Below are 23060 nucleotides of genomic sequence, written 5' to 3' on the forward strand. Positions count from 1 at the left end.
GGAAATCCTTTAATTTTTTTCTTTAGAAAATTAAAGATTGAAACGGATAGCGGGAAATAGCTTCAAATAATTATCACAAAACTAAACAATTTTATGACAAATACCGAACAAATAAAAGGTATTGTGGAGCGTCTTGGTGCGTTGAGGAGGTATCTTTGACATTGATGCAAAACTTATTGAAATAACAAACGAGGAAGAAAAAACGTTTGCTCCTGATTTTTGGAATAAAGCTAAAGAGGCTGAAATACTGGTAAAAAACCTTCGCTCAAAGAAAAAATGGGTCGAAGATTATGAGAAAGCAGTCAATTTAAGTGACGAATTGCAACTGGCATACGAATTTTATCGGGAAGGGGAACTTTCTGTTGAGGAATTAGATGATTTGTATGACACAACTAACTTGCATATCGAAAACATTGAATTCAAAAATATGCTTTCAGACGAAGGTGATTCGTTGAGTGCAGTATTGCAAATTACAGCAGGAGCTGGCGGAACTGAAAGTTGTGACTGGGCGAGTATGCTGATGCGAATGTATATGATGTGGGCCGAAAAAAATGGCTACAAGCTCAAAGAACTCAACTATCAAGAAGGCGATGCGGCAGGAATCAAAACGGTGACACTTGAAATTGAAGGAGATTATTCGTTTGGGTACTTGAAAGGCGAAAATGGTGTACACAGATTGGTGCGGATTTCCCCTTTTGACAGCAATGCCAAGCGACATACTTCCTTTGCATCGGTTTATGTATATCCGTTAGTAGATGACACCATTGAGATAGAAATAAATCCTGCTGATATCGAAATTACAACAGCTAGATCAAGTGGTGCTGGTGGACAAAATGTAAATAAAGTAGAAACAAAAGTACAACTAGTACACAAACCAAGTGGCATCCAAATTCAATGTTCGGAAACCCGTTCTCAACATGACAATAGGAATCGTGCTATGCAAATGTTGCGTTCACAACTATACGAAATTGAACTAAAAAAGAAACTTGCACAGCGGGCTGATATTGAAGCTGGAAAAATGAAAATCGAATGGGGTTCGCAAATACGCAATTATGTAATGCAACCTTATAAACTGGTTAAAGATGTCCGAACAAGCTATGAAACTAGTGATGTGGATAGTGTTATGAACGGAAATATTGATGAATTTCTAAAAGCATTTTTGATGATGATGGGACAAAAAGAACAATAATTTATTTCCAATAGTGTGTTTGAATTCGCTATAAAAAATTAAACCTATATATCATGACAAATTATATTAAAAGATTTTATGACAAGGAAGTATGGAAGCAAGTAATACTACAAACTCCTTTTGTAGAAAAATATGAAATGTATGTATCTAATTATGGTAATGTAAAAAAAATAACAAAAAGTAACGGACAGACGGTAAATATGTTGCAAAACTTTACCGAAGGATATCCCTCAGTAAATATTGGAACAATGCTACCAATATCGGAAGCAGATCAGGTTTATTTTACAAAAATTAGAGAAAGTATCTTAAATTTAAAGAATGAGATTGTTTCACTAAACAATCAACTTTCAATTCTGACAGTTAAAGATGAGCTTCTAGAGGCTAGAATTGCTGAAAATGAAGCGTTACTAATAACCATTACTGAAAAATACAAAAAAACATACAAAAAACGAGAAACCAAACGCAGAAGAACTTTTGGATGTTTGGTACATCGAATAGTTGCCATTTATTTTTTAGAGAAACCTTCAGAAACGCATAATCTCGTTGCTCATTTAGATTATGATAAATTAAACAACCATCATTCCAATCTGAAATGGATGACAAGAGCAGAAAATACTGAACATCAGAAAAAAAGTCCGTATGTAATTAAAGCGAAAGCGAAAGTTTTAGTAAGTCCAACCCGAAGAACCAATACTAAACTAACTGAAAGTCAAGTGATGATTCTAAAAAAGCGAATGAATGAAGAAGTACCACTAAGCAAACTTGCCAAACGCTACAAAGTTACTGAAACGCAATTATTAAGAATAAAACGCGGAATAAACTGGGGCAAAGTTCCTGCTGCTTTATAAATTAAAAATTCATTCGTGATTTAACATTTTTTTTATATAAATACTTAGAATACAGTCTCTTACATTTTTAAGAGGCGGTATTTTAAGTATGAATAATCTGATAGCAAATGTTAAAGTTCTAAAAATTAAGCAATATTATTTATTTTATGATTTTTGCTGTTAAGTCAATGAAAATGGGAATTAATAATTTTTTAAAATTAAAATAATCGATTAAATACAATTATTAATCGATTAAATGCAAAATAAATTTGGTTTGTAATCTTTTTTACATAATATTTGCAGTGTTGAAATTATTTAACCAATAAAACTAAACCAATGATTACCAAATTTTTGCCATTACTTTTATTAGTCTTTATGTCTTTTACACCAAAAGCTGAAAGAAACGCTGTCTCATCTTCCTTTTTGAATACCGAAAGTGAAAATTTGTCTACTAAAATTGAGATTATTTATAATTCATTGAATGCAAATAAGTTTTCATTACCTCAAATAAATTGTTTTACAAAAGCAATGATTGGTTTTTACAATCTGAAAGAAAAAGGAGTTATCCTTAAAGACATTCTGACAGTTATTGATTTTAGTATGTCCTCCACTAAAAAGAGATTGTGGGTAATTGATTTGTCAACAAATACAATATTATACAATACTTTAGTTTCACACGGAATGAATTCTGGTGTTGAATATGCTACTAATTTCTCAAACACACAAAGTTCTAACAAAAGTAGTTTAGGATTCTATGCCACAGGAGAAACATATAATGGAAAACACGGATTGTCATTAAAACTTGATGGATTAGAAAGAGGTATTAATCATAATGCAAGAGCTAGAGCCGTTGTTATGCACGGTGCAGCATATTCGAATCCATCTATTATAAAATCACAAGGATATTTAGGCAGAAGCCAAGGATGTCCTGCAATTCCTGAAGCTTTCAAAAAAGAAATAATTAAAGTAATAAAAAATAAGTCTTGCTTGTTTATATTTCATCCTACAAAAACGTATGAAATAGCATCAAGAATAGTAAGCTAACAAATCTAAAATCTAAAAAAATGATTCACAATTTTATATTGTGAATCATTTTTTTTATATAATATCTATTGTTGCATTTTAAAATAATAATCCGCTGAATGTTTTCCGCTACCATAGAAAAGGAAGAATATACAAACTATTAAAAGTAATAAGGATAAAATTAAATTGCCAACATTCATTTCTCCAATAAAATTGATGGAAAAAGCGGCTAATAATATAGGTAATTGTGCCAAAATAGCCCAACGAGTTAACAAACCAAAAACAATCATTATGCCACCAACCATATGTCCCGCTACGATGTAATGCACAAAAATCATTCCGCCACCTAAACCTTTAATTGGTGCAATTAATTCGGTATAATACTGAGTATTAGTAATAAACGAAACACCTTTGGTAAATAAAAAAACACCTACAACAACACGAAGAATATCAAGCCATTGATAGGTATGAGCGTTTGCCCATTTATTCAAACTTTTTACTGTTTCCATAAATTTTGTTTTTTAAATTATACTACTAATTTACAAAAAAAATAAAAACAAAATATTCAATATCAATATTTTATAAAAAATTGATTCTTTAAAACTTTAATTTCATTGATAGATTTTATTTTCTCTTTTATTATATTCCAAGAATTGGTAGCATCTAATCGAAATTCTTTATCATTAATAAGAACATCAACAGGCATTTCGAAGTTTTTTTCATTGGTTTTCCAACGGTATTCAAAACATTTTTTACTTTTTCTAATTTCTAATTCAGGAATGTCTGCATATCGCAAATACTGATTGAAAACTGGAATCAAATTAATTCCTGATTCTTGACTAAAAAAAGCGGCAACGGTTTCTGTATCAATAATTTTATGACGATATGTTTCGGAATACTTCAATACTATTTTCCACCATTTTTCATCATCGTTAACAATGTGACGTATTGTGTTTAATAGCAATGCCCCTTTTGGGTACATATCACCACTCCCCTCTTTGTTCACATTATAAATTCCAATTATAGGTTTATCATTACTTACATTTGCTTGTAATCCATATGCATATTGCATTGCTTTTTCATAACCAAACTGACATTCAATAAAAACAATTTCAGTGTATTGTGTAAACCCTTCGTGAATCCACATATCTGCTATGTCTTTACTTGTAATGCTGTTTCCAAACCATTCGTGACCACTTTCGTGAATGGTAATATAGTCAAACAACATTCCAACTCCAGTTCCAGACAAATCGTTACCCAAATATCCTTTCAAATAATGGTTTCCATAAGCCACCGCACTTTGATGTTCCATACCCAAATAGGGTGTTTCAACTAGTTTATATCCATCTTCCGCAAATGGATACTTTCCAAATTTCGCTTGGAAGCAATCCATCATAGGTTTCACTTCTTCGAAATGTATTCTTGCTTTGGCTTCGTTGTCTCGTAGCACATAATAGTCCAAATCCAACCCTTTATGATTGTCGTGAATATGAGCATAATCAGCAATATTAATGGTAATATCGTAGTTATTAATTGGATTTATAACTTCCCAATCCCAACGTGTATAACCATTTTTTAGGTCTTCACTCCCTGTAAATCTTCCGTTGGATACATTCATTAAGCCATTAGGAACAGCTACTTTAATGGTGGCACCAAAATCAGGTTCGTCTGTTTGAGAATCTTTTACAGGATACCATAAACTGGATCCTGTTCCTTGCACAGCAACACCAATCCAAGGTTTTCCGTTTTTATCTTTATTGAAAACAAAACCGCCATCCCAAGGTGCTCGTTTGGCAATTATGGGTTTTCCTGAATAATAAAAATGAAGTTTTTGTTCCGAATTTATAACCAATACTTTTGGAAATGTGACAAAAACTGCCAAGGCATCGCGTTTATACGTAAGCTTTTTAGACTGGAAAACAATACTGTCAATTTGCATGTTTTCAAATAAATCCAGTTGTATTTTAGTTGTGTTTTCGACTACCTTAAAAGAAATTTCGTTGTAGCCTACAATTGTTTTTTCGTCAGGATTAATTTTGATATTCAAATCGTAACGTAATACATCAAAACACGTTCGCTCTGGTCGCAAGCCTCCTTGAAGAGAGTCACGATGGGTAACATTTTGAGCAGAAAGTAAACTTGTAAAGAATAAAAGGGAAAGGATTTTTTTCATAAAAAATTATTTTTTTGAATATTGCTTTTTAAAAATTACACCTGAATTACCCCCATATTAAACTTTTTCTCAATTGGAGCTTGGTTCGCTGCTTCAATTCCCATTGAAATCCAAGTTCTTGTTTCTAGTGGATCAATAATGGCATCAGTCCACAATCGAGCTGCTGCGTAATAAGGAGAAACTTGGTCATCATATCTGGCTTTTATCTTATCAAACAATTCCTTTTCTTTAACCTCATCTACAATTTCCCCTTTTGCTTTAAGCGAAGAAGCCTCAATTTGCGCTAGTACTTTGGCAGCTTGTGTTCCTCCCATTACTGCAAGTTCTGCACTTGGCCAAGCGAATATTAATCTTGGATCGTAAGCTTTTCCGCACATCGCATAATTTCCTGCTCCATAAGAATTACCAACAATAACGGTTAATTTTGGCACTACTGAATTGGAAACGGCGTTGACCATTTTGGCACCATCTTTTATAATTCCACCATGTTCGGATTTTGAACCGACCATAAAACCAGTTACATCTTGCACGAAAACCAGTGGAATTTTCTTCTGATTGCAATTGGCTATAAATCGTGTTGCTTTATCCGCAGAATCTGAATAAATGGCGCCTCCAAATTGCATTTCGCCTTTGGCATTTTTTACTACTTTTCGTTGATTGGCAACAATTCCTACTGCCCAACCATCAATTCTAGCATAAGCGGTAATGAGGGTTTTTCCATAATCGCCTTTGTATTCGTCTAATTCTGAATTATCAACCAACCGTTTTATAATATCATACATATCGTATTGATCTGCTCTTGACTTTGGGATAATTCCATATATATCTTGCTCCTTTAGTGCTGGTTTTACAGACTTTATTCTGTTGAAACCCGCTTTTTCAAAATCGCCAATTTTTCCCACGATACTTTTAATTCTATCTAAAGCGTCTTTATCATCCTTGGCTTTATAATCTGTCACACCCGAAATTTCGCAATGTGTTGTGGCTCCTCCAAGAGTTTCATTATCAATAGTTTCTCCAATTGCGGCTTTTACCAAATAACTTCCTGCAAGAAAAATACTTCCAGTTTTGTCCACTATCATCGCTTCGTCACTCATAATAGGCAAATAGGCACCACCAGCCACACAGCTTCCCATAACGGCAGAAATCTGAGTAATTCCCATACTAGACATAATGGCATTGTTGCGAAAAATACGTCCGAAATGTTCTTTGTCTGGAAAAATCTCATCTTGCATAGGCAAATAAACACCAGCAGAATCTACAAGATATATAATAGGTAATCTATTTTCCATAGCAATTTCTTGCGCTCGAAGGTTTTTCTTTCCAGTTATTGGAAACCAAGCTCCAGCTTTCACAGTGGCATCATTCGCTACAACAATACACTGTTTTCCAGAGATATACCCTATTTTTACAACTACACCACCTGAAGGGCATCCGCCGTGTTCTGCATACATTCCATCGCCTACAAAGGCACCTATTTCGATGCTCTTTTCTTTATCATCAAGTAAATAATCCATTCGTTCTCGAGCGGTCATTTTGCCTTCGGCATGTAGTTTTTCGATACGTTTTTCACCACCGCCTAATTTGACTTTGGCAAAGCGTTGTTTTAAATCGGAAAGTAAAAGTTTATTGTGATCTTCGTTTTTATTGAAGTTTAAATCCATTTGATTGAAAATAATAAAGTAAATATCTATTTTGAGTGGCTAAATTACGAAAACGATTGAAATAATTAGAAGGTATTTTTGTTTGTTGCTGTTTTTTTGAAATCCATTGACATTTAATGTTAACTTAACATTGAAATAGTACATTTGCATAATTAAAATGTAAAATATGTCGTTAAATAACATCTTCCAATTTTTTGTACCAAAAGATAAAAAATTTTTTCCTTTATTTGAATTAGCCACTTCAAAATTAGTTTTAATTGCAGAAACACTTCACGAAGCCATTCAACAACCTAAAGAAAGTAGAGAAGAATATTTGAATAAAATAGATGAGTTGGAAGCTCAAATTGAAGATATCAATCACAAAACCCATCTTGAATTAAGCAGAAATTTTATCACTCCTTTTGATAGAGAAGATATTCACGTTTTGATAAAATCTATTGATGCTGTGGCAGATAATATGCACGGTGCTGGAAGTAGAATGCGTTTATATCAAGTAGAAAAAATCACAAAATCGATTCGAAAATTAACCGAAATTAATTTAGAAGCTTGTCAATTAATTCATTTGGCGGTTTCTGAATTAGATGGATTAAAAAATCATAAAGTAATTATTGATGCTTGCAAGAAAATCAATAAATTAGAAAGTAAAGCAGATGTTGTTTTTGATAAAGCAGTAGCCGAGTTGTTTGAAAACGAATCGGATGTGAAAAATATAATCAAATACAAAGAAGTTTTATCTGCTCTGGAATTGGCTTCTGACAAATGTAAAAATGTGGCCAATATTTTAGAACAAATTTCAGTAAAACATTCTTAATTTTTTTAAGCTTTTAGAAAGCAAATCAGTATGGATTTTACTTTACTCCTCTTAATTATAATACTTGCTCTAATTTTTGATTACATCAACGGTTTTCATGATGCGGCAAATGCAATTGCAACTATTGTAGCTACAAAGGTTTTGACTCCTTTTCAAGCAGTACTTTGGGCAGCGTTTTTTAACTTTTTAGCCTACTGGGTTTTTGGTTTTGGTGTAGCAGATACGGTTGCAAAGACGGCAAACACTATGGATATAAACCTCGTAGTTATTCTTGCTGGAGTTATTGCGGCAATCTTCTGGAATTTACTAACTTGGTGGTTTGGAATTCCTTCGAGTTCTTCACACACTTTGATTGGTGGTTTTGCAGGAGCAGCGATAGCTCACGCTGGTTTTGATGTAGTAAACTGGTACTCGGCTGGAAAAAATGGCGGTATGCCATCAGGAGTTTTAATTATTGCAGCATTTATTGTATTAGCACCGCTTTTGGGTGCATTGGTCTCTTACACTATTTCGATTTGGTTATTGTACTCTTCCAAGAAAACCATATTGCCAAAACTTTTTACATTGGCATTAATGACACTTACTGTTTGGTTTGTTTACAGTCAAATGCAGTTTTATGCCGATATTAAAAATCCTCGTTTTGAATCTCATTTTTGGAGCATAGCACTAGAGCCACATAATATTAAGTGGTTTTTGGTTGCGTTTATTATATTATCCATTAGTATTTTTTGCTTGGTTTTTAGCAGTATGAGTTTAAATACTTCTGATAATTGGCTGCGAAAAATGCAATTATTATCTTCCGCCTCTTTTAGTTTAGGTCATGGTGGAAACGACTCCCAAAAAGTAATGGGAATTATTGCGGCAGCTGTTACAGTATATATTCATACTAGTGGCGTTACTCAAGAAAGTATGCCCGATTGGTTAGATGTTATGTTGCCAAATGGTGAAAGTGCTGGAAAAATGCCAGGTTGGATTCCTTTAGCTTGTTACACAGCAATTGCTGCTGGAACATTGAGTGGTGGATGGAAAATTGTAAAAACAATGGGGTCAAAAATAACAAAAGTAACTTCATTTGAAGGTGTAACTGCTGAAACTGCTGGTGCACTAACTCTATATTTTACAGAACACTTAAAAATCCCAGTAAGTACAACACACACCATTACAGGCTCTATTATAGGTGTTGGAATGACTAAGCGTGTTTCTGCGGTTCGTTGGGGCGTGACAGTAAGCTTGGTTTGGGCTTGGATATTGACGATACCTGTTTCAGCATTGTTAGCAGCATTGGTATATTGGACTTTATCTATTTTTATTTAAAAAAAATTAGTTATAACAAAAAAGGCTGAAAAATTTCAGCCTTTTTTGTTAAATTTACTGTATTATTCGTTATATTATTTATAAATTAGGTAACTGATAAACCTATTTATTTATTTGAATCTCTAACAAGTCGCTTAAGAATAGCCCATTGTTTGAGTGCTTCACGAGCTTCCACAGCTGGATAACCTAACATAGTTTTACCCGCTTCAATATCGCCTGTTACTCCTGAACCAGCTCCTACAATAGCGCCGTCACCAATAGTAGTGTGATCCTTTATAGAAGCACTTCCACCAATAATGACCCCATTTCCTAAAGTTACAGATCCAGCCAAACCGGAATTTCCAGCCATAATACAGAATTTCCCTAATTTAGAGTTGTGCCCTATTTGAACTAAATTATCAATTTTACAGCCATCACCAAGAACGGTAGAGCTAAATTTTCCTCTATCCACACACGAATTCGCTCCTATTTCGACATTATTACCTATAACTACATTTCCAATTTGAGGAATTTTTACCAAACCACGATCTGGATCAGGTCTAAAACCAAAACCATCGGCGCCAATTGTACAATTAGGGTGAAAAATACAATCGGTACCAATTATAGTTCGTTCTCGGATTACGGTTCCTGACCAAATTACTGTATTTTTTCCAATAGAAGAATCATCCATAATGGTCACATTAGGATAAATGGTCACATTTTCAGAAATCGTTACGTTTGGACCTACATAACAACCAGCTCCTACACGACTTCCATTTCCAATTTTTGCAGATATATCAATTGTAGCTGTCGGGTGAATATCCGTTGAAAATGATGGCATTGGTGGAGCAAATAATTCCAATACTTGAGACATTGCCAAATCAGCATTTTTAACTTTTATAAAAGCCCGATTTTCACCAGGTTCAATTGAAATGTCTTCATTGACAACTGCTAGGCAAGCTAGTGATGTTGCCCAATATTTTTCGTATTTTTTATTTCCAATAAACGAAATCTCTGTGTTTGATGCTGCCTCAAGTTGTTCTGGAGCCGTTATTAAGTTGGAAGTGTTTCCAACAATTTCTCCCTTTAGAATTTTGTTTATGTTTTGTATTGTGAATGATTTCATCTAAAATTTTGTATTGTATAATTTATAATAAAGAGCTGACAATTTCATTTCTTTTTACTTTTCCAGTTTCAGTTTCTGGAAAGTTTGAAATAAATTTAATCTCTTTCGGTTTTTCATATTTGTCTAATTCATCAAAAATTGAGGCTTCTAACACATATTTGTTTCCTTCTATAAAAAGGACTAATTTTTCTCCTAAAGTATCATCTGGAACACCCGCAACAAAAAATCTTTTATTAATTTTACTAGATAATTTAGTTTCAATTTGTTCTGGAATCAATTTGATACCGCCACTATTAATAATATTATCTTGTCGACCCAACCAAATGAATTGATTTGCTGAAACCATTTCTACCACATCATTTGTGACTATTTTATCTACATTTAAATTTGGAGCTGATATCACTAAACAGTTTCTATTATCTTGTGAAACTTCAATATTTGGAAAAACAGAAAATGCCTTTTCACCTATTTTTTTGGCAGCAATATGCGTAACTGTTTCAGTCATACTGTAGGTTTCATATACTTCTGTTTTGGATTTTTTTAAATTGTTTATTAAAGCGGAGCTCATTCTAACTCCACCAACAATTAACTTTTTAATTTGATTCATTTGTGATAATGAATTTTCTGCTTGAAGCGGAACCATCGCTACAAAGTCGTAATTCTTATCATTCCTTTTTAATGGTGTAGATTTTGGAGCTATAAAGTCCATATCAAGACCCAAAATAAAGGCACGAACAAACATCATTTTTCCTGCAATATATTTTACTGGCAAACAGTTTAAAGCACTGTTTCCGGGCATTAAATCAAAAAAATTACCTGTTGCAATAGCGGAATTAACCATAGCTTGCTTTTCGACCTTTATTATTTTGGGATTACCTGTTGTGCCTGAAGTTGCTATTTCTATATAAGATTTCTCGTTAAACCAGTCGAGTATAAAATCTCCAACATGTTTTTCAAAATCCTCGCCTTCTTTGATAAAACTATAGGCAACACGACACAAATCCTCAGCATTAAAATGAAAACCATTGAGTTTAAATTTATTGTGAACGGATAAATAATTTGGATTTAGCATAATTAAATAGTTATATTATTTTCTTCTGATATTTGAAGCTTTCCTGTTAGCTTTTCTTTCCAATTGGTCCAATTGTATTTTTTACTAAAAATAAACAAAAGAATTGGATAAATTAGAATCACAGGTAAAACAATATCAAAACCAGCAGTTGGTTCGGAAATATCTTTCAATATAGAATTGGTTTGAAACACCGTCCAATCAGATGTAACTAATAAAGCTCCTATCAAATTATTCGCTGCGTGAAACCCCAACGACAATTCAAGACCATCATCCATAAGAGTCAAAATACCTAGAAAAAATCCAGTTCCAATATAATATACCATTGTAATGTATCCCATTTTCTCAACTTCTGGATTGGCAAAATGCATCGCTCCAAATAATATAGACGTTGTCAGAAAAGGAACCAATCGACTGTTTGAAACCACTCCTAAGTATTGCATCATATATCCTCTGAAAAAATATTCCTCAAAACTAGTTTGAAGCGGTACTAGAACTATTGCTAAACCTAAAAATATAAAAAATGGCACTGGTTTAAAATTGATGACAAAACTTTCAGGTTCTGTAAAATAACTAATTAATGTAATTAATATGGTAAAAATTGCCCAAATTCCAAATGAAAAAAATACACGACTCCAGTCCATTTTTGATCTCGCAGTTGTGAGTGACAAAAGACTTTGTCGGTGTACAATTTTGACCCAAAACAATAAACCCAAACACATCATTGATAAAGGCATAATTATAATTACAAAAGTTGCATTGATTCCAACTTGTGTAATCATTAGGTCAATCATATCATTAGTGTTTACATCTAACGATAAGATATAATTTAAGACCATAAATCCTAGAAACCCAACAATTACGAGTAAATATAATATATGATTAAAATTTTTATTTTTAATTTGTTCTATAAACATATTCTTAATTTTAGTTTAATTAGTATTAATTTTACAATTCCAAATATATTAAAAAATGATTACAATATACCATAATTCGCGCTGTTCAAAATCAAGAGATGGAGTTTGTTTTCTTGAAAATTCTAATATTGAATTTGAAATAGTTAATTACATCAAAAATATTCCAACAGCAGACGAATTGAAAACAATACTTCAAAAATTGAACATCCCTGCTATTGAATTGGTTAGGAAAAAAGAAGCGATTTGGATCGAAAAATACAAAACCAAAAAGCTATCCGAAAATGAAATTATTCAGGCAATGATAGAACACCCAAATTTAATCGAAAGACCAATTATTATTAGCGGAAACAAGGCAATTATTGCTAGACCAACCGAAAAAATAAATGAAATTTTATAATTTATGCTTATTTAACAATACTTTGGGAGGGATGGGGTTTTCTAAATAGTATTTTTGAATTTTAAAATTCTATTTATGTTTTCAGTAAAAAAAGTCGTTTCAGTATTTGCCTTATTATGTTTTACAACACTATCTGCTCAAGAAAAAAAAGAAAATACAAAGGTTAAAGTCTCAGGTAAAATCATAGAAAAATCGAGTGCTTTACCATTAGAATACGCAACTATTTCATTTATTGGATTCAATTCAAATCAAGTGGTTTCAGGAGGTGTTACTGATGCTAAAGGAAATTTCTCTATTGAAGTACAGCCAGGGAAATACAATGTGAAATTTGAATTCATATCATTCAAAACAACTGAAATTAAAGAAAAAAGCATAACAGCAGAAACCAATCTAGGTACTATTTATCTTGAAGATGATTCTCAACAACTTGATGCAGTCGAAATTCGAGTCGAAAAAACAGCAATCGATATAAAACTTGATAAAAAAGTATACAGTGTAGGTAAGGATATTATTGTAAAAGGAGGAACTGTTAGTGATGTTCTAGACAATATTCCATCAGTCGCAGTAGATTCAGAAGGTGCTATTACTCTTCGTGGTAATGAAAATGTTCGTGTTTTAATCGACGGAAAACCATCAAATGCCATAAACGTAAACGATGCCTTACGACTCATTCCTGCTGATGCCATAGACAAGGTAGAGGTAGTAACCAATCCATCTGCTAGATACGATGCCGAAGGTGGTGGTGGAATTTTAAACATCATACTAAAAAAAGGAAAAAATCAAGGACTCAACGGAACATTTATTGTTTCAGCTGGGGAACCAGAAAACTCCGGAATATCTGGAAACTTGAATCTTAAAAGTGAACAATTTAATCTTTTTACCACAATAGGATTAAACAAACGCCTCAACCCAGGTAGAACACTCATCAATCAAGAAGAATTTGATACTAACGGACTTTTAAATTCCGCATTAAAAGAAAGAAGATTGAACAACCGTCGCAGTGAGGTTGCAAATATAAATTTTGGAATAGAATTATTTATAGACAAATCGACTACTTGGACAAATGCAATAAACTACAGACAAAATAATGGAAGCAGTCTTGAAGATGTAAATGTTTTCAATTTCAACCAAAATAATGAATTTACAAATTCAAGAAACCGATTTAACAACTTACAATCGTTTGGAGAAAATGTCGAGTTTACTACCAATTTTATTAAAAAATTTAAAAAAGATGGTCATAAACTAACCATCGATGGTGCCTTTGGATTAAATAAAGACAAAGAAAATTCTGAAATTGATGGAAAGTATAGAGAATCTGGAGCGCCAATATCGTTTGAAACAACACGTAAAAAAGACAAACAAAATCGAAATTTAATTCAACTCGACTATGTGCTACCACTGAGCGAAAAATCACAAATTGAAGCAGGATTTAGAGGGAATTATATCAACCTTTTCGCGGATTATCAAGTGCAACGAAAAGACTTAAACACTAACGTTTTGTCAGACATTTCAGCCTTCACAGGAACATTAGAATACGTCGAAAATGTAAATGCAGCATACGCTCAATTTGGTTCAAAAATAAATAAATTCTCCTACCTGTTTGGACTTCGTTACGAAAATTCATATATTGAAGTCAACCAAGCCAAAATCAATAAGTTCAACACCAAAAAATACGATAACTTTTTTCCAAGTGCATTTCTAACCTACGAAATAGCAAAAAACACCAGTATATCGCTCAATTATAGCAAACGAATCACCAGACCAAGAGATCGTTTTATAAATCCATTCAATTCGTATTCTAGTGATACTAACATTTTTGAAGGAAATCCAGACTTAAATCCACCACTAAGTGATGCTTATGATATTGGTTTCTTAAAGAAATGGGAAAAATTAACGGTAAGTTCCTCACTATATATCAATCACACCGAAAATGCGTTTCAAGTAGTACGATTTAGAAACGACCAAATTATAGTCAACAAACCATTCAATATATCCACAGACGATAAATTAGGATTTGAATTAAACTTAAACTACAATTTCAAAAAATGGTGGAAACTCAATACCAATCTAAATGTATTTAAAAACACAACTGATGGTGAATTCACCTATACAAACAACTTGAATCAAGTAGTGACCCAGAATTTTGATAACAATACCACTTCATGGACCTCACGATTGTCCTCAAAAATCTCATTGCCATACAAAATCGATTGGCAAACTAATATTAACTACAATGCACCGTTGCGATATGCTCAAGGATTAAATGTAGGAGTAGCCAGCGCAAACATAGCCTTTAGCAAAGATGTTCTAAAAGATATGGGAACCATCGCATTTAATATCTCTGATGTATTCAATACCCGAAAAATGATACGCGATTTAAACCTCCCGAGCTTAAATTCCTACAGCGAAATGCAACGAAGCGTTCGCCAATTCACACTATCATTCACTTATAGATTCAACAAAAAGAAAACTGATAGAGAACAAAAACCACGTCCAGAAAACGGAGACGAATTTATGGGATAACAAAAAAGGCTTCAATTACGAAGCCTTTTCTTATTTATTTCAAATCCAATTATCCGTTAGATTCAGCAAGTTTTTTTGCTCTCCATTCTTTAAACATTTCCCATAGCGCGCCTCCAATCCAGTACTGAACAAAAGCAACCAAGAAAAATAACAACCAAAAACCAATAGTTAAAACGGTTAAGAAAAGTATAAAGCCTAAATATTGTGGAAATTCTACCATAATGTTTCGTAATTATTAAATATACAACAAAAGTAAATGTAAATTTCTTCTTAACCAATAATTTTTAAAATTTATTTTAATAGATTTTTTTAAACTCCATAGAATGATTATTTTTGGAGCTATTTCCAGCTGTACACTCTATCTTTTTGTTTTTAAAGAAAAAACAAAAAGGATGCCGTTTACATCTGGGCTAGAAAGCAAATAAACACATAACCTAATCAATAAATAAACAGCATCAAAAATGGAATTCAGAATTGAAAAAGACACAATGGGTGAAGTACAAGTCCCTGCAAACAAATATTGGGGTGCGCAAACAGAGCGTTCTCGAAACAATTTTAAAATAGGTCCATCAGCCTCAATGCCCAAAGAAATTATCGAAGGATTTGCCTATCTCAAAAAAGCAGCCGCTTTTGCTAATTGCGATTTAGGAGCACTCCCAATCGAAAAACGTGATGCCATAGCAGCCGTTTGCGACGAAATATTAGCAGGGAAACTAGACGATGAGTTTCCACTTGTAATTTGGCAAACAGGTTCAGGAACACAAAGTAATATGAATGTCAACGAAGTAGTTGCTAACAGAGCGCAAGTTCTTGCAGGATACAAAATTGGCGAAGGCGAACAATTCATCAAAGCCAATGATGATGTCAACAAATCGCAATCTTCAAATGATACTTATCCAACAGGAATGCACATTGCAGCCTACAAAGCCGTTGTCGAAATCACCATTCCAGGTGTCGAAAAACTTCGTGATACATTGCACGCAAAAGCTTTAGAATACAATAAGGTTGTAAAAATTGGTCGTACTCACCTTATGGATGCCACACCATTAACATTAGGACAAGAAATTTCAGGTTATGTAGCTCAATTAAACTACGGAATCAAAGCCATTAAAAATACACTTTCACACTTATCCGAAGTAGCACTTGGTGGAACGGCGGTAGGTACTGGACTCAACACACCAGCAGGATATGATATAAAAGTTGCTGAATATATTGCAAAATTTACAGGTCACCCATTTGTAACAGCACCAAACAAGTTTGAAGCTTTAGCAGCTCACGATGCTATTGTGGAAACCCACGGCGCTTTGAAACAGCTTGCGGTTTCTTTAAATAAAATTGCAAACGATGTTCGTATGTTAGCTTCTGGCCCACGCTCAGGAATTGGAGAAATTTTAATTCCTGAAAACGAACCTGGTTCGTCCATAATGCCTGGAAAAGTAAACCCAACACAATGCGAAGCGCTAACAATGGTTTGCGCACAAGTAATGGGCAACGATGTAGCCATTTCAGTTGGTGGAATGCAAGGACATTACGAATTGAATGTTTTCAAACCACTTATGGCGGCAAATTTCTTGCAATCGGCTCGATTATTAGGTGATGCATGTATGTCGTTTGACGAACATTGCGCACAAGGTATTGAACCTAACTACAAACGCATTGAAGAATTGGTAAACAATTCGTTGATGTTGGTAACGGCTTTGAACACAAAAATTGGCTATTACAAAGCAGCCGAAATTGCACAAACAGCTCACAAAAACGGAACCACTTTAAAAGAAGAATCTATTCGTTTGGGGTATGTTACTGCCGAAGATTTTGATGCTTGGGTAAAACCAGAGGAAATGGTAGGAAGCTTAAAATAATTTAAAACTGCATAAAAAAGTGAAACCTCTAACAAATTGTTAGAGGTTTTTTTGTGTAATACTATTTAATGTAGTACATTTGTTTAACTTTATTTTAATTAACTTAAACAAAATAAATAATTTGAAATCTCCAATTGCTCCGCCTCAAAATACCGAACTATCAGAAATAGCAATTGATCGAATTATTGAAATGGCGTGGGAAGATCGCACACCTTTTGATGCCATAAAATTTCAGTTTGGCTTGGCTGAAGCTGATGTCAAAGCCTTAATGAAAAAAGAACTCAAGTTCAGCAGCTACAAACTCTGGAGAAAAAGAGTTGAAAATTGCAAAACCAAACATAGTGCAAAACGAACGGAAGGCATCGACCGATTCAAATGCAAACTGCAACGTGCTATTTCTAATAATAAAATATCGAAACGATAATACAATTTATTTAAGTTAAAAAATGGAAAAAGAGAAACCTGACAATATAGTTTTTTCTGAAGTAAAAGGATATAACGCAAGTATGTTGCCCTACGCAACGAGTGTTGGCGCACCAGTAATTAAAATTGACGATCTAGTTTCTTGGAAATCAAGAGGTATTCATAATGTCAATAAAGAATTTGAGAACAAGTTCAACGAACTCAAAATTCAATACCAAAATTTAATGAACGAATACGAGTGGAACGAATTAGTTTATAGTGCGAAATTTTCATTTGAACCTGTTATTGGTGAAATTTATCATTTGTATACTGGTGATGATGGAATCAATTTTCTATCCTTGATTTCTCCCCAGGAATGGAATAAAGAACACATCGGCACTTTTAAACTAAATAGTGATAAAAAGTGGATAGTATTAAACCAAAAAGACAACTCTTTTTTTTAAAATAATACCTTTAAAATAAAAAAAATACCAATCCTATATAATATTAAAATTATAATGAAAAAGCACATTTCTTTTGAAGCGATAATGAATATGGAAAAGCAAGAAAGGGTTCATTTTGCTAATAGTTTGAGTGGATTCAAAAGCGTTTGCCTTATTGGAACACAAAATAAATTAAATCAAACTAACTTGGCAATTATCGATTCTCTAGTTCATATTGGGAGTAATCCGCCATTGTTTGGGATGCTTTTTCGGCCAGGAGTTGTGGAGCGTCATACATTAGAAAACATACTAGAAACTGGGTTTTATACCATAAATCACATTAACGAAAATATATACAAACAAGCACACCAAACCTCAGCTCGATACGACCGAGAAATATCAGAATTTGATGTAACAGGTTTAAATCCTGAATATAAATCTTCATTTTTTGCACCTTTTGTATCTGAAAGCCATGTGCAATTGGCTATGAAATTTAAAGAAAAAATAGACATTACTATTAATAATACTGTGCTTATTATTGGCGAAGTAAAAGACGTATATTTTCCCGAAAATTGCTTTCGTGAAGATGGCTTTCTAGATTTAGAAAAAGCGCAAACCATCACTTGTTCTGGACTAGATAGTTATCACAAAACTGTACAACTTGATCGTTTAAGTTATGCAAAACCTAATAAAACAATCACTTCATTACTATAAAATTGACTAAAGAAGCTATAAATATTGTTTGGTTCAAACGTGATTTGCGTTTTACAGATCATGAGCCACTTTTTTATGCTTCACAACAAAATTTACCTGTTTTATTGCTTTATTGTTTTGAACCATCCGTTATGAATTATGATGATTCTGATGTTCGACATTGGCGATTTATTTACGAATCGATTCAAGATTTACAGCAAAAATTAGAAGTTTCAAACTCAAAATTATTTTTTTTTCATAACGAAGTACAACCTGTTTTTTCAGAAATAGTAAAAAATTTCGAGGTGAAAAATGTTTTTTCACATCAAGAAATTGGAAACAAAGTTACCTTCGATAGAGATATAGAAATTCATAAATTTTTTAATAAAAATAATATTATTTGGAAAGAATTTCAAATGCACGGCGTAATTCGAAAATTAAAATCAAGAACCGATTGGGACAAACGATGGGAAAATGTAATGCGAGCAAATCCGAAACAGATCGACATCAAAATATTAAATATTCAAAGCTTAGATGCTGAATTTTATGATGCTATAAAAGGAGAGTCCTTAAACATAGAAATTACCACTCCTAACAAAAATTTCCAGCAAGGTGGCGAAAATCTAGCTTGGCGCTATCTGGATAGTTTTGTCAAAACTCGCTATGTTAATTACAGCAAACACATTTCAAAACCAGCTTTGAGTCGAAAAGGTTGTAGCCGATTGTCTCCTTATTTAACCTACGGAAACATCAGTATGCGAGCAATTTATCAATATACCAATCAGCATTATGAAGCGTCGAAGAATAAACGAGCCATCCTCAATTTTGTTTCTCGATTGCATTGGCATTGTCATTTTATTCAAAAATTTGAAGACGAATGTCGAATGGAATTTGAAAATGTGAATCGTGCTTATGATGTTTTGGTTAAACCAAAAAACGAAGCCTACATCAAAGCGTGGCAAGAAGGAAAAACAGGAATTCCTATAGTCGATGCGTGTATGCGATGTGTAGTAGCAACTGGTTATATCAATTTCAGAATGCGAGCTATGGTCGTTTCTTTTTTCACTTTTAATTTATGGCAGGATTGGCGCGAATTGCATTTTTTGGCTCGGCAGTTTCTAGATTATGAACCCGGAATTCATTATCCGCAACTGCAAATGCAATCGGGAACAACAGGTATTAACACGATACGGATTTATAGTCCAATTAAAAACTCCGAAGAGCACGATTCGGAAGGGGTCTTTATCAAACAATGGTTGCCTGAGTTGTCTGAAATTCCAATTTCATTACTACACGAACCTTGGAAAATGAATCCTATTGAACAACAATTTTATAATTGCGAAATAGGAAAAGATTATCCAGCACCCATTGTAAATATTGAAGAAACTCGAAAATATGCCAGCGATATTGTATGGAGTTTCCGTAAGAAAGAGGAAGTAAAGGAAGAAGGAAAACGAATTTTAAACAAACACATAACGAATCCAAATAAACCATTAAATGCGAGGAATAAAAAAACAAAACTTACCTAGCAAAGTTTGCATTGTTTGCAAAAAACCTTTCACTTGGCGCAAAAAATGGGAAAAAGTTTGGGACGAAGTAAAATATTGTAGTGATAAATGTAGAATAAATAAGTCGAATGTATAAAGTCAAAAAGCTTTTGCTTTATAGACTTTAAGAGCTTAATAACATTAAGACTAAACAAAAAAATGAAAACTCTAAAATTAATTCTCGGCGATCAATTAAATATAAATCACTCTTGGTTTCAAACCAGAGATGATTCGGTTACTTATGTGATGATGGAAATTCGCTCCGAAACGGATTATGCCACACATCACATTCAGAAAATTGTAGGTTTCTTCTCGGCAATGCAAGAATTTGCTAACGATTTGAAATTGAAAAATCACAATGTTATTTATTTTCATTTGAATGATGAAAACAATTTGCAATCTTTCGATAAAAACTGTCAACATTTAATTGACAACCATAAGTTTACTAATTTTGAATATCAATTGCCTGACGAATACCGACTAGACGAACTGTTGAAAAATTTTTGCCAAACGCTTACCATTTCAACTTCAGTTGTCGATTCGGAACATTTTATGAGTACTAGAAATGAATTGGGTGATTTTTTTAAAGGTAAAAAAACATTTCTGATGGAAAGTTTCTATCACATGATGCGAAAAAAACATACTATTTTGATGCAAGGCGACAAACCTTTAACTGGAAAATGGAATTATGATGGCGAAAATAGAAAAAAATTGCCAAAAAATCATAAACCAACACCACCATTGGTTTTTAATAATGATGTTTCCCAAATTGTTGCCGAAATTCAGAAAACCAATATCAAAACTATTGGAACTATTGAGGCTAAAAATTTTGTTTGGCCCATCAACAGAAAACAATCTCTCGAATTGCTAGATTTTTTTGCTACAGAATGTTTGGCTCTTTTTGGAAGTTATCAAGATGCTATGACGCCCAACGAATGGTCATTATATCATGCTCGTCTTTCCTTCTCAATGAATTGCAAATTAATTTCACCTTTGGAAGTTATCAATCGAGTAATTCAAGAATGGGAAAATCGTCAACAAGAAATAGAATACAATCAGCTAGAAGGATTTGTACGTCAAATAATTGGCTGGCGTGAATACATGCGAGGCATTTATTGGAATAAAATGCCTGACTATGCCACGATGAATTATTTTAACCATAAAGAAATGTTACCTGATTGGTTTTGGACAGGAAAAACCAAAATGAATTGCCTGAAAGATGCCATCAATCAATCATTAGATTACGCTTATGCACATCATATTCAGCGGTTGATGATTACAGGGAATTTTGCACTTTTGGCAGGAATCCATCCCGATGAAGTAGATGCTTGGTATCTCGGAATTTATATTGATGCCATTGAATGGGTTGAAATTACTAATACTCGTGGTATGAGCCAGTTTGCAGATGGTGGTATTGTGGGTACAAAACCGTATGTAAGTTCGGCTTCGTATATTGATAAAATGAGTCATTATTGTGGTTCGTGTTTTTACAAAAAAGCAATTAAAACTGGAGATAAAGCGTGTCCTTTTAATAGTTTATACTGGAATTTTTATGACAAAAATGAAGATAAGTTAGGTAAAAATCCACGAATTGGAATGATGTACAATGTTTGGCGCAGAATGCAACCCGAACATAAAGCCGAACTGTTGTTACAAGCCGAATATTATTTGAAAAATATAAATGAATTATGATGTCGAATGTCAGAAAGTCAAACGTATAAAGCCCGAAACGAAAAAGAGATTTTATTCATTACTTTCCAACTGACATTAAGACTTTCGCCTTTATGACTTTAAGACAAATTAAAAAATGAAAACATCCATTGTTTGGTTCAAAACAGATTTGCGATTGCACGATAACGAAACCATTGTAAAAGCCATTGCACAAAGCGAAAAAGTTATATTCGTATATTGTTTTGATGATTCGCATTACAAAACTACCAAATACGGATTTAAAAAAACGGGAAGTTTCAGAACGCAGTTTTTATTAGAATCTCTACAAGATTTAGATGCCTCTTTGAGAAAATTAGGTTCCGGATTAGTAGTTGTAAAAGGGAAACCTGAAATTGAAATCCCAAAAATTGTACAAGAGTATAAAGCCCAAAAAGTATTTGCAAAAAGAGAAGTTACATTTGAGGAAAAACAAACAGAGAAATTAGTTTTAGAAGAACTATATAAATTGCGTTGTGAACTAGAAACTTTCAGCACAAGCACTTTGTATCACGCTCAAGATTTGCCGTTTTCAATAAAAGACATTCCAGATGTGTTTACGAATTTCAGAAAGAAAACTGAACAAGATGCTACTATTAGAGCCGTTTTTAAAAAACCAACAAAAGTAAATTCGCCAGTAATTGTCGAAATGAAATTACCCACATTGCAAGAGCTTGGTTTAAAATTTACAGAAATTGATTCTCGAGCTGCTATACAATTTAAAGGTGGAGAAACATTAGCTTTAGAACGATTGAATCATTATTTTTTTGAAACTAAATGTCTTTCCATTTATAAAGAAACAAGAAACGGAATGGTTGGTGCAGATTATTCCTCAAAATTTTCTGCTTGGTTGGCTTTGGGTTGTATTTCACCACGATTTATTTATAGCGAAATAAAAAAATATGAATCACAATTTAGCGCTAATGATTCCACTTATTGGTTAATTTTTGAATTGTTGTGGCGTGATTTTTTTCGGTTTATGTTCAAAAAACACCAAACCAAGTTTTTCTTGTATTCTGGAATTAAATCGGAAAAGAAAAACTCAAAATCATTGAATGAAAAATTACTCTCACAATGGATAAATGGAAAAACGCCTTCTGATTTTATCAATGCCAATATGCTCGAATTGAAACTAACTGGTTTTATGAGTAATCGAGGAAGACAAAATGTAGCCAGTTATTTTTGCAATGAACTCAATATGGATTGGCGATTGGGTGCTGCCTATTTTGAAGAACAATTAATTGATTATGATGTTTGCAGTAATTGGGGAAATTGGGCTTATTTAGCTGGTGTTGGCAACGATCCAAGAGGACATCGATATTTTAATATTGAAAAACAGGCTAGTGATTATGATAAAAGTAAGGTTTATAGAGATTTGTGGTTGAAGTAACAAAAAA

At 33.1% G+C, this 23060-nt stretch carries 22 protein-coding genes; 15 read left to right on the forward strand and 7 right to left on the reverse strand.

Annotated elements, in window-relative coordinates; translation table 11 throughout:
• The first annotated feature begins 93 nt into the window (after window positions 1-93).
• From prfB to RMO70_RS12315, 3 genes are all read left to right on the forward strand, one after another.
• Window positions 94-1189 (forward strand): peptide chain release factor 2 gene (gene prfB, locus RMO70_RS12305; protein ID WP_310556734.1). Its coding sequence is split into 2 segments (ribosomal slippage): window positions 94-156 and window positions 158-1189, totalling 1095 coding nucleotides; the frame shifts between segments, so codons are not numbered across the junction.
• Window positions 1190-1242: 53 nt separating this feature from the next.
• Window positions 1243-2037, forward strand: a complete 795-nt coding sequence (locus RMO70_RS12310; RefSeq protein ID WP_310556735.1) for an HNH endonuclease — start codon at window positions 1243-1245, stop codon at window positions 2035-2037.
• A gap of 315 nt (window positions 2038-2352) precedes the next feature.
• Window positions 2353-3060: a murein L,D-transpeptidase catalytic domain family protein gene (locus RMO70_RS12315; protein ID WP_310556736.1), complete on the forward strand. Its 708-nt coding sequence runs from the start codon at window positions 2353-2355 to the stop codon at window positions 3058-3060.
• Window positions 3061-3125: 65 nt separating this feature from the next.
• Here RMO70_RS12315 and RMO70_RS12320 read toward each other — a convergent pair whose 3' ends face one another.
• From RMO70_RS12320 to RMO70_RS12330, 3 genes are all read right to left on the reverse strand, one after another.
• Window positions 3126-3548: a DoxX family protein gene (locus tag RMO70_RS12320; protein WP_310556737.1), complete on the reverse strand. Its 423-nt coding sequence runs from the start codon at window positions 3546-3548 to the stop codon at window positions 3126-3128.
• Window positions 3549-3610: 62 nt separating this feature from the next.
• Window positions 3611-5212: a M1 family metallopeptidase gene (locus RMO70_RS12325; protein ID WP_310556738.1), complete on the reverse strand. Its 1602-nt coding sequence runs from the start codon at window positions 5210-5212 to the stop codon at window positions 3611-3613.
• A gap of 35 nt (window positions 5213-5247) precedes the next feature.
• Complete coding sequence (locus RMO70_RS12330; protein WP_310556739.1) at window positions 5248-6876, reverse strand: carboxyl transferase domain-containing protein; 1629 nt, start codon at window positions 6874-6876, stop codon at window positions 5248-5250.
• A gap of 166 nt (window positions 6877-7042) precedes the next feature.
• On the opposite strand from RMO70_RS12330, the gene RMO70_RS12335 reads away from it, so the two are divergent.
• Together RMO70_RS12335 and RMO70_RS12340 are read left to right on the forward strand one after the other, a co-directional pair.
• Window positions 7043-7687, forward strand: a complete 645-nt coding sequence (locus tag RMO70_RS12335; protein WP_310556740.1) for a DUF47 family protein — start codon at window positions 7043-7045, stop codon at window positions 7685-7687.
• 30 nt (window positions 7688-7717) lie between these two features.
• Window positions 7718-9001 carry an inorganic phosphate transporter gene (locus RMO70_RS12340; protein ID WP_310556741.1) on the forward strand — a complete coding sequence of 428 codons (1284 nt, stop codon included), beginning with the start codon at window positions 7718-7720 and terminating at the stop codon, window positions 8999-9001.
• A gap of 106 nt (window positions 9002-9107) precedes the next feature.
• On the opposite strand, the gene lpxD is transcribed toward RMO70_RS12340, so the two are convergent.
• Genes lpxD through RMO70_RS12355 form a run of 3 tightly spaced genes read right to left on the reverse strand, consistent with a single transcriptional unit; the run spans window position 9108 to window position 12092 of the window.
• The gene (lpxD, locus tag RMO70_RS12345; protein WP_310556742.1) at window positions 9108-10106 is read right to left on the reverse strand and encodes a UDP-3-O-(3-hydroxymyristoyl)glucosamine N-acyltransferase; all 999 of its coding nucleotides are present in this window, start codon (window positions 10104-10106) and stop codon (window positions 9108-9110) included.
• Between the two features lie 22 nt (window positions 10107-10128).
• On the reverse strand, window positions 10129-11178 hold the full coding sequence (locus RMO70_RS12350; RefSeq protein ID WP_310556743.1) for an AMP-binding protein: 1050 nt from the start codon (window positions 11176-11178) through the stop codon (window positions 10129-10131).
• Between the two features lie 2 nt (window positions 11179-11180).
• Window positions 11181-12092 carry a type II CAAX endopeptidase family protein gene (locus tag RMO70_RS12355; RefSeq protein ID WP_310556744.1) on the reverse strand — a complete coding sequence of 304 codons (912 nt, stop codon included), beginning with the start codon at window positions 12090-12092 and terminating at the stop codon, window positions 11181-11183.
• A 55-nt stretch (window positions 12093-12147) separates the two neighbouring features.
• Here RMO70_RS12355 and arsC point away from each other — a divergent pair, with 55 nt between their 5' ends.
• Both arsC and RMO70_RS12365 read left to right on the forward strand, forming a co-directional pair.
• Complete coding sequence (gene arsC / locus RMO70_RS12360) at window positions 12148-12489, forward strand: arsenate reductase (glutaredoxin) (RefSeq protein ID WP_310556745.1); 342 nt, start codon at window positions 12148-12150, stop codon at window positions 12487-12489.
• Between the two features lie 75 nt (window positions 12490-12564).
• Window positions 12565-15012, forward strand: a complete 2448-nt coding sequence (locus RMO70_RS12365; protein ID WP_310556746.1) for an outer membrane beta-barrel family protein — start codon at window positions 12565-12567, stop codon at window positions 15010-15012.
• 49 nt (window positions 15013-15061) lie between these two features.
• On the opposite strand, the gene RMO70_RS12370 is transcribed toward RMO70_RS12365, so the two are convergent.
• Window positions 15062-15232: a hypothetical protein gene (locus RMO70_RS12370; RefSeq protein WP_310556747.1), complete on the reverse strand. Its 171-nt coding sequence runs from the start codon at window positions 15230-15232 to the stop codon at window positions 15062-15064.
• Between the two features lie 241 nt (window positions 15233-15473).
• On the opposite strand from RMO70_RS12370, the gene fumC reads away from it, so the two are divergent.
• The 8 genes from fumC to RMO70_RS12410 all read left to right on the forward strand — a co-directional run bounded on the left by fumC (window position 15474) and on the right by RMO70_RS12410 (window position 23053).
• A complete protein-coding gene (gene fumC / locus RMO70_RS12375) occupies window positions 15474-16871 on the forward strand; it encodes a class II fumarate hydratase (protein ID WP_310556748.1) in 1398 nt (465 codons plus the stop codon).
• Between the two features lie 121 nt (window positions 16872-16992).
• The gene (locus RMO70_RS12380) at window positions 16993-17295 is read left to right on the forward strand and encodes a TIGR03643 family protein (protein WP_310556749.1); all 303 of its coding nucleotides are present in this window, start codon (window positions 16993-16995) and stop codon (window positions 17293-17295) included.
• 22 nt (window positions 17296-17317) lie between these two features.
• On the forward strand, window positions 17318-17737 hold the full coding sequence (locus RMO70_RS12385; RefSeq protein WP_310556750.1) for a DUF2452 domain-containing protein: 420 nt from the start codon (window positions 17318-17320) through the stop codon (window positions 17735-17737).
• A 54-nt stretch (window positions 17738-17791) separates the two neighbouring features.
• Window positions 17792-18430, forward strand: coding sequence for a flavin reductase (locus tag RMO70_RS12390; RefSeq protein ID WP_310556751.1), 639 nt, complete (start codon window positions 17792-17794; stop codon window positions 18428-18430).
• A gap of 2 nt (window positions 18431-18432) precedes the next feature.
• Window positions 18433-19938: a deoxyribodipyrimidine photo-lyase gene (locus tag RMO70_RS12395; RefSeq protein WP_310556752.1), complete on the forward strand. Its 1506-nt coding sequence runs from the start codon at window positions 18433-18435 to the stop codon at window positions 19936-19938.
• Complete coding sequence (locus RMO70_RS12400) at window positions 19907-20053, forward strand: DUF2256 domain-containing protein (protein WP_409025086.1); 147 nt, start codon at window positions 19907-19909, stop codon at window positions 20051-20053. Before RMO70_RS12395 ends, RMO70_RS12400 begins: the two co-directional genes overlap by 32 nt.
• Window positions 20054-20115: 62 nt before the next feature.
• Window positions 20116-21648 (forward strand): cryptochrome/photolyase family protein, encoded by a 1533-nt coding sequence (locus RMO70_RS12405; RefSeq protein WP_310556753.1) that lies wholly within the window; start codon window positions 20116-20118, stop codon window positions 21646-21648.
• 115 nt (window positions 21649-21763) lie between these two features.
• Window positions 21764-23053, forward strand: coding sequence for a DASH family cryptochrome (locus tag RMO70_RS12410; protein WP_310556754.1), 1290 nt, complete (start codon window positions 21764-21766; stop codon window positions 23051-23053).
• Window positions 23054-23060: the final 7 nt, after the last annotated feature.

The sequence above is a fragment of the Flavobacterium sp. genome, from assembly GCF_031422135.1.
In the GTDB taxonomy this organism is placed as follows: Bacteria; Bacteroidota; Bacteroidia; order Flavobacteriales; family Flavobacteriaceae; genus Flavobacterium.